Annotated in this window: 15 protein-coding genes; 3 read left to right on the plus strand and 12 right to left on the minus strand. The window is 72.0% G+C overall.

Going from position 1 to position 14,272, the window contains the following annotated elements; translation table 11 throughout:
* Positions 1-31: 31 nt before the first annotated feature.
* From OHO27_RS26990 to OHO27_RS27025, 8 genes are read right to left on the minus strand one after another with little or no spacing between them, the layout of a single operon-like run.
* Entirely contained in the window at positions 32-1,183 is a 1,152-nt protein-coding gene (locus OHO27_RS26990) for a GNAT family N-acetyltransferase (RefSeq protein ID WP_328427564.1), read from the minus strand.
* A complete protein-coding gene (locus tag OHO27_RS26995; protein ID WP_328427565.1) occupies positions 1,180-1,857 on the minus strand; it encodes a lipopolysaccharide biosynthesis protein in 678 nt (225 codons plus the stop codon). Before OHO27_RS26995 ends, OHO27_RS26990 begins: the two co-directional genes overlap by 4 nt.
* On the minus strand, positions 1,854-2,996 hold the full coding sequence (locus OHO27_RS27000) for a glycosyltransferase (RefSeq protein ID WP_328427566.1): 1,143 nt from the start codon (positions 2,994-2,996) through the stop codon (positions 1,854-1,856). Before OHO27_RS27000 ends, OHO27_RS26995 begins: the two co-directional genes overlap by 4 nt.
* The gene (locus tag OHO27_RS27005; RefSeq protein WP_443059603.1) at positions 2,993-3,784 is read right to left on the minus strand and encodes a polysaccharide deacetylase family protein; all 792 of its coding nucleotides are present in this window, start codon (positions 3,782-3,784) and stop codon (positions 2,993-2,995) included. Before OHO27_RS27005 ends, OHO27_RS27000 begins: the two co-directional genes overlap by 4 nt.
* Positions 3,774-5,657 (minus strand): murein biosynthesis integral membrane protein MurJ, encoded by a 1,884-nt coding sequence (gene murJ, locus OHO27_RS27010; protein ID WP_328427567.1) that lies wholly within the window; start codon positions 5,655-5,657, stop codon positions 3,774-3,776. The genes OHO27_RS27005 and murJ overlap by 11 nt, the downstream gene beginning before the upstream one ends.
* Entirely contained in the window at positions 5,654-6,955 is a 1,302-nt protein-coding gene (locus tag OHO27_RS27015) for an O-antigen ligase family protein (protein ID WP_328430565.1), read from the minus strand. The genes murJ and OHO27_RS27015 overlap by 4 nt, the downstream gene beginning before the upstream one ends.
* Positions 6,956-6,991: 36 nt before the next feature.
* Positions 6,992-8,452: an exopolysaccharide biosynthesis polyprenyl glycosylphosphotransferase gene (locus OHO27_RS27020; RefSeq protein WP_328427568.1), complete on the minus strand. Its 1,461-nt coding sequence runs from the start codon at positions 8,450-8,452 to the stop codon at positions 6,992-6,994.
* On the minus strand, positions 8,449-9,588 hold the full coding sequence (locus OHO27_RS27025) for a glycosyltransferase (RefSeq protein ID WP_328427569.1): 1,140 nt from the start codon (positions 9,586-9,588) through the stop codon (positions 8,449-8,451). Before OHO27_RS27025 ends, OHO27_RS27020 begins: the two co-directional genes overlap by 4 nt.
* Before the next feature lie 319 nt (positions 9,589-9,907).
* Here OHO27_RS27025 and OHO27_RS27030 point away from each other — a divergent pair, with 319 nt between their 5' ends.
* Entirely contained in the window at positions 9,908-10,216 is a 309-nt protein-coding gene (locus OHO27_RS27030; protein ID WP_328427570.1) for a hypothetical protein, read from the plus strand.
* Positions 10,217-10,520: 304 nt separating this feature from the next.
* Here OHO27_RS27030 and OHO27_RS27035 read toward each other — a convergent pair whose 3' ends face one another.
* The 4 genes from OHO27_RS27035 to OHO27_RS27050 form a co-directional block, all read right to left on the minus strand.
* Positions 10,521-10,841 carry a hypothetical protein gene (locus OHO27_RS27035; protein WP_328427571.1) on the minus strand — a complete coding sequence of 107 codons (321 nt, stop codon included), beginning with the start codon at positions 10,839-10,841 and terminating at the stop codon, positions 10,521-10,523.
* A 62-nt stretch (positions 10,842-10,903) separates the two neighbouring features.
* On the minus strand, positions 10,904-11,224 hold the full coding sequence (locus OHO27_RS27040) for a hypothetical protein (RefSeq protein ID WP_328427572.1): 321 nt from the start codon (positions 11,222-11,224) through the stop codon (positions 10,904-10,906).
* Between the two features lie 61 nt (positions 11,225-11,285).
* Positions 11,286-11,624 carry a hypothetical protein gene (locus tag OHO27_RS27045; protein ID WP_328427573.1) on the minus strand — a complete coding sequence of 113 codons (339 nt, stop codon included), beginning with the start codon at positions 11,622-11,624 and terminating at the stop codon, positions 11,286-11,288.
* A gap of 431 nt (positions 11,625-12,055) precedes the next feature.
* A complete protein-coding gene (locus tag OHO27_RS27050) occupies positions 12,056-12,325 on the minus strand; it encodes a hypothetical protein (protein WP_328427574.1) in 270 nt (89 codons plus the stop codon).
* Positions 12,326-12,732: 407 nt separating this feature from the next.
* Here OHO27_RS27050 and OHO27_RS27055 point away from each other — a divergent pair, with 407 nt between their 5' ends.
* Complete coding sequence (locus tag OHO27_RS27055; protein ID WP_328427575.1) at positions 12,733-13,455, plus strand: glycoside hydrolase family 16 protein; 723 nt, start codon at positions 12,733-12,735, stop codon at positions 13,453-13,455.
* Positions 13,456-13,618: 163 nt separating this feature from the next.
* A complete protein-coding gene (locus OHO27_RS27060) occupies positions 13,619-14,203 on the plus strand; it encodes a vitamin K epoxide reductase family protein (RefSeq protein ID WP_328430566.1) in 585 nt (194 codons plus the stop codon).
* The last annotated feature ends 69 nt before the right edge of the window (positions 14,204-14,272 follow it).

Genomic DNA, 14,272 nt, shown 5'->3' on the forward strand with positions numbered 1-14,272 from the left:
GTCCGCTCGACCGCACCCCGTTGAAGCAATCTCACGTGGCCGCGGCGCCACCCCCCTCCGCCCCCTCCACCGCCGCGGCGTCGCGCCGCAGGAGCCTCTTGGCCCGGCGCCGCGTCGCCGCCTCGGCCACAGCCGCTGCCAGGAGTGGGGCGGTGCGGCGCCGGGCCAGCAGGAACCGCTGGTTGACGATGGTCTCGGGACACCAGCGGTACTTGTACGACTCCTCCCCGCGCAGCAGGCTCAGGGTCCGCACGGAGTCGGGCGCGAGCTGCCCGCCCGAGTCCAGATCCCGGGTGGCCGCGTGCAGCAGCATCGTCGCCACGTCCACCCTGCGCTCCCGCAGCAGCGGGTCGAAGCCGTACATGTACATGCCCGTCAGGCGGCCCGAAAGCAGGGTCAGATTGACTGCCACGACCGTGCCTTCGAGCAGGAACTCCGTCGCCACCGCCGCACCGGACCGGGCCATCGGGACCGCCGCCCGGACCAGGTGCTCCAGGAACCTCGGCCGCAGGTGCTCCGACGTCACCTGTCTGCCCTGCCACTGCTTGCGGTGCAGTTCGAGGAGCCGGCGCAGCGCGGCCTCGGTCTCATCGTGGCGGGCGACGCGCCATTCGATGCCGAGCCGGGTGAACTGGTTCACCTTGCTGCGGATCCGCCGTGCCCGCCCCGTCGGCAGCCGCCCGATCAGCTCGGTCATGGGGACGGCTGGCAGGTCCAGGCACACCGAGTCGTTCATCCGGTGCCGCGGGCCGCGCCAGCACAGGTAGACCCGCTCCATCGCACCGCCCGGCCGCACCTCACCGAAGTCGATCAGGGCGGTACGCGCCAGGCCGGCCAGGGCGTCGGCCAGTGCCCCGGCGCCCGGTGCTGCCTCCTCCCCGTCGATGAGCACATCGCAGAAGTCGGTGATGGTGCCGCCGATCGGCACCAGCGCCGGCAGCGGGTGGTGCACCCGCATCAGCGGGGCCGCCGCCACCAGTTCACCGTGCCTGCGGACCAGGACGACCCGCAGCCGGCCGGGTCTGCCGTACGACAGCCACCACGAGTGCAGCCAGGCGTGGCTCTGGAACGCCGTCGCGGACGGGCATGCCCCGCGCAGTCGTTCCCAGTCCTTGGCCAGCTCTCCGAAGGCGCGCTCGTCGGTGCAGACGTCCACCGACAGCGCGCGCCCGTCCCCGGTCACCCAAGCGTCCCGCGCGCGTCAGCGGCGCCGGCCGGTCCGGGTACGGAGGCGCGGCTGCGGTCGTCGTCGTCCCCGTCCGGCGTCCGCCGGGGCCGGGCCAGCAGCACGAGGCCGCCCAGCAGGCCACCGGCGCTCGCGCCCACCAGCGAGGTCAGTGCCGGTGACGCGGAGGACGGATCGGTGGGCTTCAGCGCACGGGAGAGGCGCTCGAGGCGGATGCCGGTGCGGGCCTTGGTGTGGTCCGCCTCGGTGATCAGCGCGCGGGACACGGCGTTGGCGATGTCGACGGCCTGGCCGGGCTTCGACGAAGTTGCCGAGATCGCGACCATCGGCGCGTCCGGCGAGGTCGCCACCTCCACGTTCTCGCGCAGCGTCGAGACGGGCACGCCCGCCCACATCTGCGCGTCCGAGAGCACGGCGAGCTGGGTGGCCACGCGGCCGTACGCCTGCGCGAAGCCGAGCGCGTCGGTGCAGTCGGCCTCGGTGGTGCCGTTCGGCACGGCGACGACGGAGCTCGTGGCCGTGTACTGCGGCGGCCTGAGCTGGCCGTACGCGCCACCTGCCGCGGCGCCGACCAGTGCGGCGGCCGGCAGCCACCACCACGAGGACAGCCGCGTCATGCGTGCGCGCGTGCGGTCGAAGGGCCGGGCACCCTCTTCGGGGTTGTCAGTCATGAGGAACTCGCTTCCAGGTTCGAGCCGGACAGAACGTCCGTGTACAGATCCATCAGTTGGCGTGCGGTGCGCTCGATGTCGTAGCGGTGGACCACCTCCGGGACGGTCCGCTCGGCCGGTCCCGCAGCCCGCAGCCGCAGCAGTTCCCGCGCGTACGCCTCGGCGCCGCCCCGGACGCGCCGGGCACCGGGTGCCGCGTCCGGCGGCAGGTCCTCGACGGCGGGGCAGCTCGCGTACAGCACGGGCAGTCCGGCCGCCAGTGCCTCCACCACGGCCAGGCCGAAGGACTCCTGCGGCGACGGCGAGGCGAGCACGTCCATGGCGGACAGCAGGGCGACCAGTCCGGGCGCTTCGTCGCCGGGCCCCGGCAGATACGGCCGCTCGCCCGCCAGCACCACCCGGTCCACGACGCCCAGCGCCCGCGCGGTACGCACCAGCGCCGCCTCCTCCGGGCCACCGCCGACCAGCAGCAGCCGTACGTCGCCGGGAAGTCGGGGCAGCGCCTGCACCAGCAGGTCGAAGCGCTTGCCCGGCGTCAGACGTCCCACCCCGCCGACGACGTACGCGTCCGGCGGCAGCCCGTGGAACGCCCGGGCCTCCTTGCGGCGCACCTCGTCGTAGCGGAAACGGGGCGCGTCGATGCCGTTCGGGATGACCCGGATACGCGGCCCGGGCACGCCCCAGTCCCGCAGCCGCTCGGCCACCGTCGGCGAGACGGCCACGGTGGTGTGGCCGAGGCGCTCGCCTGCCAGGTACAGCGCGCGGACACCGGTGGTCAGCGGGCGGCCCTCCAGGCGGGTGTCGCCGATCGAGTGCTCCGTGGCCACGACGGTCCCGACTCCCGCGAGCCGCGCCGCGATCCGGCCGTAGAGACAGGCCCGGTACAGGTGGGTGTGCACCAGGTCGTAGCGCCCGGCGCGGATCAGCCGGGCGAGCCGGGGCAGCGCGCCGAGGTCGCGGTTGCCGTCCATCCCGAGGTGGGTGACGCGGACCCCGTCGGCGGCCAGGCCCGCGGCGACCGGGCCGGGATTGGTCAGTGCCACCACGTCGCACTGCGCGGGGAGATGCCGGAGCAGCAGGCGCAACTGCTGCTCCGCTCCGCCCACGCCGAGGCCGGTGATGACGTGCAGGGCCCTCACACGGCCTCCAGAGCACGGCCGTGGACCCGGGCCAGCCGTCGCTTCAGCTCCAGCCGCACCGAGGTGTCCGCCTGCCCCATGTGGATGCGGGGCAGCGCGAAGTCGCCGGAGCCGGCCGGGCCGGGGGCGATGGCGCAGGCGTAGCGGTAGCCGGCCAGGCGCACGGCGTCGGTGGCACGCTGGTCGAGGAAGCCGTACGGGTAGCAGAAGCCCTCGACGTCGCCGCCGGTGATGGCGGCGAGCCGGCGCCGGCTGTCGTTGACCTCGGTGTGCAGCACCTGGTCGGTCGCCATGGTCAGATCGACGTGGGTCAGCCCGTGCGAGGCGATCTCCATGCCTGCGGCCGCGGCGCGTTGGACGTCGTCCACGTCGAGCAGCGGCTTGCGCGGGCCGGTGCGCTCCCAGCTGTTCTCGCCGCCGAGCAGCCCGGACAGCACGAACACGGTGGCGGTGAAGCCCCGGCGGCGCAGCAACGGCATGGCCGTGGTGACGAAGTCGGTGTACCCGTCGTCGAAGGTGAGCCCCACTAGGCCGCGCTCCGTGCCCCGGGCGCGCGCCGCGAGCAACTCCCGCACGCTCACCCCCCGCAGGCCGCGGCCGGCCAGCCAGCCGAGCTGTCTGTCCAGTCGCTCCGGTGTGACGGTGATGTTGTACGGGTCGTCCGGGCAGTCCGAGACCGAGTGGTACATGGCCACCCAGGCGGCGGCACGCCGTCTCGGGCGTCCCCCCACGGCTGTTTCGGTATCGGGTGCGTCCGCGCGGGGCGCGGCGGAGATGTCAGCGACCATGGCGAGGCTTTCGTGTGACGGAGCTACGGACGAAGTGCGTGACGGGAAGCAGGAGGGACCGGACGCCGGCCGCGTCGAGGAGCCGGGCCAGCAGCAGGAACACACCGGTCACGCACATGCAGCAGGCGGCGACGGCCGCCGCGGGCGAGTCGAACAGCTCCGCGCAGAGGAGTCCCGCCCCGCCCGCGCACACGGCCGCGTACACCAGCCGGGCCAGTTCGGCGACGACCCGTCGCATGTGCACGGGCACGGCGCGGGGCCCCAGCCCGTGCAGCAGGAGCAGCGCGGTGAGGGTGATGCCGACGGCGTTGGCCGCGGCGATGCCGCGCACCCCCCACGGGTCCACCGCCCAGGCGCTGATGACGACCGTGGCGAGCGCGCCCGCGCCCATCGCGCCCAGCGGGAACCAGGTGATCCGGCCGGTCGAGAAGTACGACCGCACCAGCGCCCCCACCAGCGTGTGCCCGAGCAGTCCGACCGCGTACACCCGCATGACTGCGGCGGTCGCGGCGGTGTCCTGCGCCGTGAACGCACCGCGCTGGAAGAGCAGTTGGACGATCTGCGGCGCGCAGGCCACGACCACGGCGGCGCCGAGCAGCACGATGCCGGCCATCAGCGCCAGGTCCCGCTCGACCCGGTCCCCGGCCCGCCGCGTGTCGCCCTCGGCGATGGCCCGCGCCACCACCGGGAAGGTGACGACGCACACCATCATGGACAGCGACATCGGCAACTGGGCGATCTTCTGGGCGTAGTTGAGGTGCGAGATGGCACCGGCGGGCAGCCCGGAGGCGAAGTACCGCTCGATGAGCACCTGCGACTGCCGGCACAGCGCGAAGAGCAGCACGGCGCAGACGAGGGCAGGCACGATCGACCGGCCACGGTCCCCGTCGTACTCGGCCACGGACGCGGTCGCGGACCGCTCGTCCCGCCCGGCGATCCGCCGCCACAGCGACGGTGCCTGTACGACGGCCATGAGGCACCCGCCGATCGCGACACCGAGCGCGGCGGACCGTACGCCCCAGCTCTCGCCGATGACGAGCATCGTCGTGATGATCGCGATGTTGTACGCGATGTAGATCGCGCCCGGCGCGAGGTAGTTGCGGTGGGCCCGCAGCGCCGCACTGCAGTACCCGGCGAGCCCGAAGCTCAGGACGCAGGTCGCGGTCAGCCTGGTGCAGGACACGGCCAGGGACGGGTCGGGCAGGCCGGGCGCGAGGACGGAGACCAGCAGCGGCGCCCCGGCCGCGAGCGCGGCGGCCGTACCGGCGAGGACGAGGCACAGCCGCGGCAACGAGGCGGCGACCAGAGCCTGCACGGGGTCGGGCCCACCGCTCCCGCGCGCCCGGCGAGCCAGCGCCATGCTGAACGCCGGCACCAGCACGAACGCCATTCCGTCCTCGATCAGCAGCGTCGACGCCATCTCCGGCAGCGTCCAGGCCACCAGAAACGCGTCGGTCTCCGCCCCGGCCCCGAACAGCTGCGCAAGCGCCTGATCCCGCCCGAGCCCCAGAAGCGCCGCGGCCATCGCCAACGCGGCCGACAACAAGGTCGCCCTGGCGAGAAACCGTCCCGAGGGAGCGCTGGCCCGGCGGGCGGCGAGGGCTTCGCGGCGGCTCTCGGGAACGGCCGGGGTATCGGCGGCGACCGCGGTGACGGGGCGGTCGTCCGGCCGGAGTGGGCTGTCGGTGCCGGGGCCGCGGCCCGGTGGGTAGGGGGCCTGCGTGTCCGCCGTGTTGTGAGGACGGTCCCCGACCGGTCGTGGGTCGCTGCTGCCGGTGGAGCCGGCGACGCCGCCGCCGTCCGGCGCAAGGGCGCCCTCGGCTTCGGGGGCGCGGTCGGGGGCGCCCCCCGTCGTCGCCGGGTGGGCGGTCATCGCGGGCCCGCTTCCGCTGTCGGCGCCCCGTCCCGTGCCAGGGCCCACCAGGCCGCGAGGCCCAGGCAGACCCCGGTCAGGATGGTCGCGGGGCCGCCGATGTCGGCGTACAGGAAGTTGACGAGCTGCCAGAGCAGCAGGCCGCAGGCCGGGAGTGCGCAGTCGCGGGCGCGAACGGTGCGGCGCAGGCGGCGCAGTGCGAACAGCAGCAGGGCCAGCCAGCTGCCCGCCACCGTGATCAGGCCCAGCAGGCCCTGCTCGCTGAGGACCAGCAGGTACATGTTGTGCGGGGAGAGCAGCGGCTGGCGCCGGAAGGCCTGGCCCGCTCCCCCCGTCTCGCTGCCGGACGACAGCGCGAGCGAGGCGTGGCCGTCCCGGTGGGCGGGAAAGGCCTTCAGCCCCACGCCCGTCACCGGGTGTCCGCTCCACATGTCGCCCGCCGCAGCCCACATGGTGTAGCGGTCGACGACCGACTGGTCCGGCGCGTCGGCGACCTGAGTGATGCTGGTCAGCCGCTCCTGCAACGCCGACGCGCCCAGACCGAGCCCGCCCACCAGCACCACGCAGACCGCGGCCGCCGCCGCGAACACCTTCGCCGCCCGCCGCACCCCGGCCAGCAACAGCAGCGCCGCGCAGGTGAGCGCCGTCGCGATCCAGGCCCCCCGGCTGAAGGACAGCGCGAGCGGCAGGAGCAGCGCCAGCGCGCACACGGTCGCCAGGACCTGCTGCCGCCGCGCCTTCGTCCCGAGAGCGAGCCCGACCGCGGCCACCACCCCGAGCGACACGACGGTCGCCATCCCCATCACGTCGGACGGACCGAACGTGCCCACCGCCCGGATGTCGGCTCCCTGATACGACGCCCCGGTCCCGGTGAGGTACTGGCGCACGCCGATCCCGCCCTGCCACAGCGCGAGGCCGACCAGCGACCACAGCGCCAGCCGGGCGCCCTGCCGGTCGCGCACCAGCAGCATCACAGCGATCGGGACCAGCACGAAGACCTGCAGATAGCGCGCCAGTCCGGCGACCGCGTCACCGGTGCTCACCGCCCCCGCCGCGGCGACCGCGATGCCCACCACGGGCAGCCCGAACACCACCGCGGCCGTCCGCGTCAGCGGCGCCCGCGCCTGCCGTACGGCGTGGACGACGGCACACAGCACGGCCAGTGCGGAGGCGGCGTCGGCGGGCGTCGCGGCCCTGCCCGGCGTGACGGGAAGCCCCAGCAGGACGACGACCGCCACGACCGGCAGCACGGGCAGGACGGACCGGACCCGGCGCAGGGCCGGCCACGGCAGCGTGATCGCGGGCGAGGGTGCCGCGGAAGTGGTCACCGGTGCTCAGCTCCCCGTCGGCCGGACGAACTGTGCCGCCGTGCGCAGCAGGATGCAGACGTCCTGCCACAGCGACCAGTTGTCGATGTAGGCGTTGTCGTAGCGGGACCGGTCCTCGATCGAGGTGTCCCCGCGCAGCCCGTGGATCTGCGCGAGCCCGGTGATGCCGGTCCGCATCCGGTGGCGGGCCGGATAGCCCGGATGGGCCTGGCTGAACTTGGCGACGAAGAAGGGCCGTTCGGGTCTGGGCCCGACCAGACTCATGTCGCCGCGGAACACGTTCCACAGCTGCAGCAGCTCGTCCAGCGAGGTGCGGCGCAGGAAGTGACAGAACGTGCTCATGTCCTGCTCGTTCGCCACACTCCAGCGCGTGGCCGCCTCGTGGTCGCTCGCGGGCCGGTGGGTGCGCAGCTTCAGCATCGTGAACGGCCGCCCGTCCTTGCCGATCCGCTCCTGCCGGAACACCACGCCGGGACCGTCCATCACCCGCAGCACGACCGCGCAGACCAGCAGGACCGGACCGGCCAGCACGAGCAGCGCCCCCGACAGCACCAGGTCGAGCACCCGCTTGCCCACGCTCCCGCGCCGCAGCCCGCGCCCAGGGCCCAGCAACCTGCGCGAGAACCCGGCCAACTGCCCCGCCCCCGGGCGGTGCCCGCCGAGTCCGTACGACGCCGGGTCCGCGTCGAGCTCCCACAGCACGCATCCGTACGCGGCCAGCGCCCGCAGCACGGCGGCCTTCTCCTCCCGGGTGCCGGCGCCCACCACGAGCACCTCCTCCACCCCGTTCTGGATCGCCGCCCGGCGCGCCTCCAACGCCGTGGTGAGCACCGGCAGCCCGGGCTCGCCGTCGGTCTCGCCGAGGAACTCCAGGTCGTCGGCGACGAGACCCACCGGCCGTACTCCGCAGTCGGGTTGGCGCAACAGCGCGGCCGAGACCCGCCGGGCCGTCGTGACGGGGCCGACCACCAGAGCGGGGCAGGGCCGGCGCCGCAGTCCCCGGCGCCGGAACCCGTGCACCGCCGCCCGGCCCGCGCAGGCCGCCGCACAGTGCACGGCGACGGCGGTGACCAGCACGGCCGGCGCGAGCGAGCGCAGTGGGGAGAGCGCGACGACGGCCGCCCAGCCGACGGCGATCCGGCCGCAGACGGCGGGCAGTTCGTCCAGCGCGCCGGGGACGACGAGGGTGTCGTACAGCGCGGCACGCCGGTTCAGCACGATCACACCGAGGGCGAGCAGGGCGATGACCAGCGGGTACCTGTGGGATACGGGCAGGACCAGCGTGCCCAGCAGGACGCCGCCGCCGTCGACGAGGCCCAGGGACACCCGGGAGGTCCGGCGCGGACGGGCTTCCTGTCCGGCGGGCCCCCGGCGTCCGGTGGAGAAGCCGCGCGGGGCAAGGACGGTGACGGCGCCCTCGGGCGCCCGCTTCTGCCCCGGTGAGGCAACGGTGCTGTCCGCGGTCATGTGGTGATGCACTTCCTGCCCTCGTTGGGTCCGACGACCTGCGCGGTGACGAGGTCGAGCAGCTCGCGGTAGACGTCGCTCACGGCGTCCGTGGCGTGCCGCAGATCGTGGCCGGCGAGCACATGCGCGCGGGCTTGGGCGCCCAGCGCCGCGCGCAGCGGCTCGTCGAGCAGCAGCGCGGTGAGCGCCCGTGCCAGTGCGGCGGGGTCGTCCGGCGGCACCAGGCAGGACGGCAGATGGCCGGGCGGAAGGCTCTCGCCCGCTCCGTCCACGTCCGTGACGACGACCGGCCGGGCACACGCCATGGCCTCCAGCGGCGCGAGCGCCATGCCCTCCCAGCGCGACGCCAGTACCACGACGTCGGCGGCCCGGTACCACAGTGCGGTGTCGGTCGTCGTGCCGGCGAACTCCACCGACGCGGGCGCACCGGCATGCAGCCGGTCCGCGTCCGGGCCGTCGCCGACCAGCACCAGCCGGGCGCCGGTCACCTGCCGCACCACCTCGGGCCAGGCCGCCAGGAGCACGTCCTGCCCCTTCTGGCGGCACAGCCGGCCCACGCACACGACCAGCGGGTCGGCCCCGGACCGTGCGCTGTCTCCCTCCGGCCGGAACCTTTGGGTGTCGACCCCGTTGGGGACCACCCGCCACGGGGCGGTGATGCCGGCCCGCACCCCGGTGAGCCGCTCGGCCTCGCTCACGCACAGCACCCGTGCCGCCCAACGCGCCCCGAGCCGCTCCCAGTCCAGCGCCACGCGCGCGACCAGTCCCTCCGCGGCCTCGAACGACCAGGCGTGCGGCTGGAACACGGTCGGCAGGGCGCCGCGCACCGCGAGCCGGGCCGCGAGCCCTGCCTTCGCGCTGTGCGCGTGCACCAGGTCGGGCTGTACGTCGCGGCACAACCGGGCCAACTGCCGTACCTCGGCCGGGAGTCGGTACCCCGGCGAGCGGGTCGCGTCCCAGCGCAGCACCGTGCAGCCCATCGTGCGCAGGGCGTCGGTCAGGGTTCCGCCCGGCGGACAGGCCACGGTCACCCGTAGCCCCGCGGCCAGTTGAGCCGCAACCAGGTCCGTCACGACCCGCGCGACACCGCCCTCGACGGGCTGGGCCACATGCAGGATGTGCGGCGTAATGCGCATGACCGAGGCTGCCCTTCCGAGGAAAAGAGTCCGAACCAGCGACACGACGTGTGGCTTACTGGACCAAAGAGACGAGCAACACCAGCCACTTATCCATACTTATCTGAGAAGACGTCAAGTGTGTTGGAATGATGACGTTTCCGGAGTTGTTTCTCGCAGGGGATCACCCATTCGGACCCGCTGCGGTTGCGCAGCCGCCGTCGATCGGTCTTCTCGTATGAGTTCCCGGAAGTTGCGGCGGCAGAGTTTCCAGAGCGGCGTGGCCATCGTTAGCCCAGGAGAACGCGAGTTACCGAAGATGATTTTCCGGGAAAGGAACATGATGAAGAACCTGAAGGCTGCTGCCGTCGTCGTCGGCTCCCTCGCCATCGCCGGTGCCACCGTGCCCGCCGCCTCCGCGGTGAACATGCCGGCGACGGGCCTCGTCGACAACGGGAAGACGGTCGCCCGCAGCCTCCCCTCGGCCGCCAAGGTGCCGACGGGCTACGTGGGGAACAACGTGAAGCGCACGGCGGACAACGTGAAGAAGGGCATGAAGTCGCAGGGCGTCGTGAAGACCCCCGTCATCGGCGGTGCCCTGCCGAACCCCGTCGATGGACAGCTGCTCGGTGGACTTCCGCTCCGGTAGGCATCAGGTAGACCATTCGTTCCTTTACGCCGAAGGGCCGGCTCCGCACTCGGAGCCGGCCCTTCGGCATGTACGCGGGAAGTAATTTCCCATTGGGCCAAACGGACGATTCAGGGTGACCGGGGGCGGAGCAACGCCGTTGGACCAACTGAATGGGCGCTCTTTCCTCCTTGCCGGCGCTTATTGACTGTGGGCCCTGTCTGCACGCTGACGCAGACAGGGCCCACGGTCTTTGAGGAAGAGGTGCGGACAAGCCGATGGCGGCCCGCCGGAATCCGGCGGGCCGCCATCGGCGAAGCACTGCTCAGAACAGGATGCCGCTGAAGTGCACCGAGTTCCGTCCCTGCTCGACCTTGCCGGTGTTGCAGCCGACGTACTTCGAGTTCGGCGCGATCGTCGCGGCGAGGACGGCGCCGTTCGACCACGGGGCGATGCAGCGACCGTCGATCAGGGTGCCGTTGACGATGGCAAGACCCTGCTGCGGTTCGTTGACGACGACCGGGGACGACGAGAAGCCGCTGCCGCCCTTGACGGTGGTGGTGTCGCTGTCGGCCGCTGCGGTGCCACCGGTCGCGAGGACGATGCCCGCGGCGATGGCGGAAATGGCCGTAACCTTGTTACGCATAAGCTGAGCCTTTCCGGGCTGCGTTGTGGGGTTTACCTGCCTCGACTTGCTCGGAGCAGGGGTCAGAAGAGAATGCCGCTCTTGTGAACGGCGCCGCGCCCCTGCTCGACCTTGCCGGTGTTGCAGCCGACGTACTTCGAGTTCGGCGAGACGACGGCGGCGAGGACGGCTCCGTTGGACCACGGCACGGCACAGCGAGCGTCGACGAGGGTGCCGTTGACGATGAGCACACCCTGCTGCGGCGCGTTGACGACGACCGGGGACGACGAGAAGCCGCTGCCGCCCTTGACCGTCGTGGTGTTGCTGTCGGCCGCGGCGGTGCCGCCGGTCGCGAGGGCGATGCCCGCGGCGAGGGCGGAAATGGCCGTAACCTTGTTAAGCATGAGCTGAGCCTTTCCGGGCTGCGCTTGGGGTTTACCTGCCTCGAATCGCTCGGAGCAGGGGTCAGAAGAGAATGCCGCTCCCGTGCACCGAGTTCCGGCCCTGCTCGACCGTGCCGGTGTTGCAGCCGACGTACTTCGAGTTCGGCGCGATGGTGGCGGCGAGGACGGCTCCGTTGGACCACGGCACGGCACAGCGAAGGTCGACGAGGGTGCCATTGGCGACGAGAACACCCTGCTGGGGCGCGTTGACGACGACCGGGGACGACGAGAAGCCACTGCCGCCCTTGACCGTGGTGGTGTTGCCGTTGCCGCTGGGGTAACCACCTGCAGAGGCAATGCCGGCGCTGCCGACGACGGTGCTGAGGGCGAGGGCCGTGATGACCGCGAACTTCTTGGGCACTTGGTTCCTTCCTGAATTCACGGTTGCGCACGCTTACGAAAAGGAAACCCGTATATGCACGCATAAGTCACGGTGGGAACATTCAAACGCGGCTAGATTCCATCGGATGGCGCAATGCCGAGTGCCCGCCGGGAGTCGAGTGGGAATCCGCGGTCTTCCATGAAATGCCCCGGATCGTTTGTCGAATGGCGCCGTCCGGAACGGGCGCCGACACGCGTCCGGCCCACCGGCAGGGTGTGGGCCGGTGGGCCGGGACGCTTGGTTCGCGTGTGCCAGGGGGCTTGCGGGCCCGCCGGGTGCGGAGATGGAGCTGCGGTCCGGATCGAGTGTCCGGGCTGCGAAGGCCTCCGGCTGTCGAGAACCGGATCAGAGTCTCAGAATTCCGGGGCCGGCTTTCGCCGGTACGGGCGACTCGTAAGGTTGCCGGGTCGTCACTTTTTGGGGAGCAAGGTGCCGAGCCCGGAGGCGGTCGGGGCCTGCAGCGGGCGGACCTGGACGGTACCGCTTCCGGCCGGGTTCTTCACCGGAATCGTGGGCCGCTTGGCGGCGTCCGGGTCCATGCCGTCCAGGTATACGCCGGACATGCCCCCCGACTTCTTCTTGTCGAACGCGCTGCCCTTGGCGAGTCCGCCGTCGCTGGCCAGCCGCGCCACGGTGTCGGCCGCGGGCACCACCGCCGGCGTCACCTTGGTCGGGGACATGAGACCGAGCGGCCCGCTTCCCGATCCTCCGGCGGCCACCGCCGCGGCGGCCGAGCCACCCACAAGACCCGCACCGATGGCCAAAGCCGCAGTGGTGAAAACTGCCTTCTTCATCATTCACCTCGCTTGAAAGTACCTCTGATCCGACGGTTGGAGAACATAGCAGTCCAGCAGCGCTTCAAAAGCGACGTGTTACTCCATACGCATGAAAGTCGGTGGAGTGAAGAATGGAATGTGCAACGGGATTCGGATGGATCGGCATCTGGTCGGCGAATCAATTGATCGTATGGTGAGGGCGGTCCGGTTGGGCCGCCTGCGCGATCAAAAAGATGAATTTCGGAATTGCCCAGCGGAAGCTTCGTCGAGCCGGTCCGGTCCGGGACGTTCCGCGGCCTACCCTCGCGGCCATGACCACCGACAGCGACGTTTTCACGCCGTCCGCGGCCCTGGGCAGGTCGCTCATCTGGGCGGAGGAATTCACAGCTCCGGTCGCCTGGGGTGCCAGATGGACCGGCGACAGATCGAGCGCCTACCGCTACTGCGATCACAACCCCGACGACAACAAGCTCGACTGGCTCACCCCCAGCGCCGTGACCGTCTCGAACGGCGTGGCCACCTTCACCGCCACACCGGCCGGCCGCACCCTGGAGAACGGCCGACAGGCCTGGCACACCGGCCTGCTCACCACCGAGTACTCCGCCGAGGAGTTCCTGGTGCGGGCCGGCGACTACATGGAGACCCGCGTCAGACTGCCCCGCGGGGCCGGAGCCTGGCCGGCGCTGTGGACGTGGAAGGACGGCGGGAACGAGGTCGACTGCTTCGAGTACCACGCGGACAACCCGCACCTGCTGGAGCTGTCCAACCACGTCCATCACGCCGCGACGTACTACACCGACGTCGACGTGATCGCCCCCGGCAGGTGGGTGACCATCGGCACCGCCCTCGGGGCGCACTGCGTCGAGTGGTACGTCAACGGCGACCGCGTCTTCGCCGACGGCACCGGCGTCGGCCCCGGCTGGTCGGCGTATCCGATCCTCAATCTGTCGCTGTGCGCCGGTCGGTACCACGCGGCCCCCTGCGACCCGGCCCCGATCACCTTCGACGTCGACTACCTCCGCGTCTACCGCTGATCACCGTCCACCGCTGACGAAGTCGAGCGGCGGTCCCCGTCCCTCGTTCGGGCGGACGGCCGCCCGCGGTGTCGGCCGGTCGAGTGAGCGTGCGCCCGGATGCTCCACGGACCGTCGATAAGGTCGCGCGGTGGCCCCTGACTCAAGCGCCTCTGCGCGGCCGATGCGCCGGACCGCCGGCGGCAGCCGGGCGTTCGCCCTGCTGCTGGTGCTCTGCGGGGCGGCCGGGCTGCTGGCCTCCTGGGTCATCACCCTCGACAAGTTCAAGCTGCTGGAGGACCCGGACTTCGTCCCCGGTTGCAGCCTGAACCCCGTCCTCTCCTGCGGCAGCGTGATGGAGAGCGACCAGGCCGAGGCCTTCGGGTTCCCCAACCCGATGCTGGGCCTGGCGGCCTACGGCGTCGTCATCTGCGTCGGCGTCAGCCTGCTGGCCGGGGCGGCCTTCCCTCGCTGGTACTGGCTGACCTTCGGGGCCGGCTGTCTCTTCGGGGTCGGGTTCGTCTCCTGGCTGCAGTTCGAGTCCCTGTACCGGATCAACGCCCTGTGCCTGTGGTGCTGCCTGGCCTGGCTCGCGACGATCCCGCTGTTCTGGTACGTGACGTCCTTCACCGTGCGTAACGGCTTCCTGCCCGCGCCGGGCCCGGTGAAGACCTTCTTCGCCGAGTTCACCTGGGTGCTTCCGGTGCTGCACATCGGCATCGTCGGAATGCTGATCCTGACCCGCTGGTGGGACTTCTGGACGAGCTGACCATTGCACCGTATGGGCGCTTCGGTGGTGACCGCGGAGCGACCTGCGCGGTTACTCGTACGAACAGCC

The sequence above is a fragment of the Streptomyces sp. NBC_00443 genome, from assembly GCF_036014175.1.
Classification (GTDB): Bacteria; Actinomycetota; Actinomycetes; order Streptomycetales; family Streptomycetaceae; genus Streptomyces.

Bases quoted from the DNA above. Each gene is read 5' to 3' on its own strand.
- OHO27_RS26995 (WP_328427565.1), bottom strand. From the start codon at position 1,857: ATGACTGACAACCCCGAAGAGGGTGCCCGGCCCTTCGACCGCACGCGC.
- OHO27_RS27005 (WP_443059603.1), bottom strand. From the start codon at position 3,784: ATGGTCGCTGACATCTCCGCCGCGCCCCGCGCGGACGCACCCGATACC.
- murJ (WP_328427567.1), bottom strand. From the start codon at position 5,657: ATGACCGCCCACCCGGCGACGACGGGGGGCGCCCCCGACCGCGCCCCC.
- OHO27_RS27020 (WP_328427568.1), bottom strand. From the start codon at position 8,452: ATGACCGCGGACAGCACCGTTGCCTCACCGGGGCAGAAGCGGGCGCCC.
- OHO27_RS27025 (WP_328427569.1), bottom strand. From the start codon at position 9,588: ATGCGCATTACGCCGCACATCCTGCATGTGGCCCAGCCCGTCGAGGGC.
- OHO27_RS27030 (WP_328427570.1), top strand. From the start codon at position 9,908: ATGATGAAGAACCTGAAGGCTGCTGCCGTCGTCGTCGGCTCCCTCGCC.
- OHO27_RS27035 (WP_328427571.1), bottom strand. From the start codon at position 10,841: ATGCGTAACAAGGTTACGGCCATTTCCGCCATCGCCGCGGGCATCGTC.
- OHO27_RS27040 (WP_328427572.1), bottom strand. From the start codon at position 11,224: ATGCTTAACAAGGTTACGGCCATTTCCGCCCTCGCCGCGGGCATCGCC.
- OHO27_RS27050 (WP_328427574.1), bottom strand. From the start codon at position 12,325: ATGTCCCCGACCAAGGTGACGCCGGCGGTGGTGCCCGCGGCCGACACC.
- OHO27_RS27055 (WP_328427575.1), top strand. From the start codon at position 12,733: ATGACCACCGACAGCGACGTTTTCACGCCGTCCGCGGCCCTGGGCAGG.
- OHO27_RS27060 (WP_328430566.1), top strand. From the start codon at position 13,619: ATGCGCCGGACCGCCGGCGGCAGCCGGGCGTTCGCCCTGCTGCTGGTG.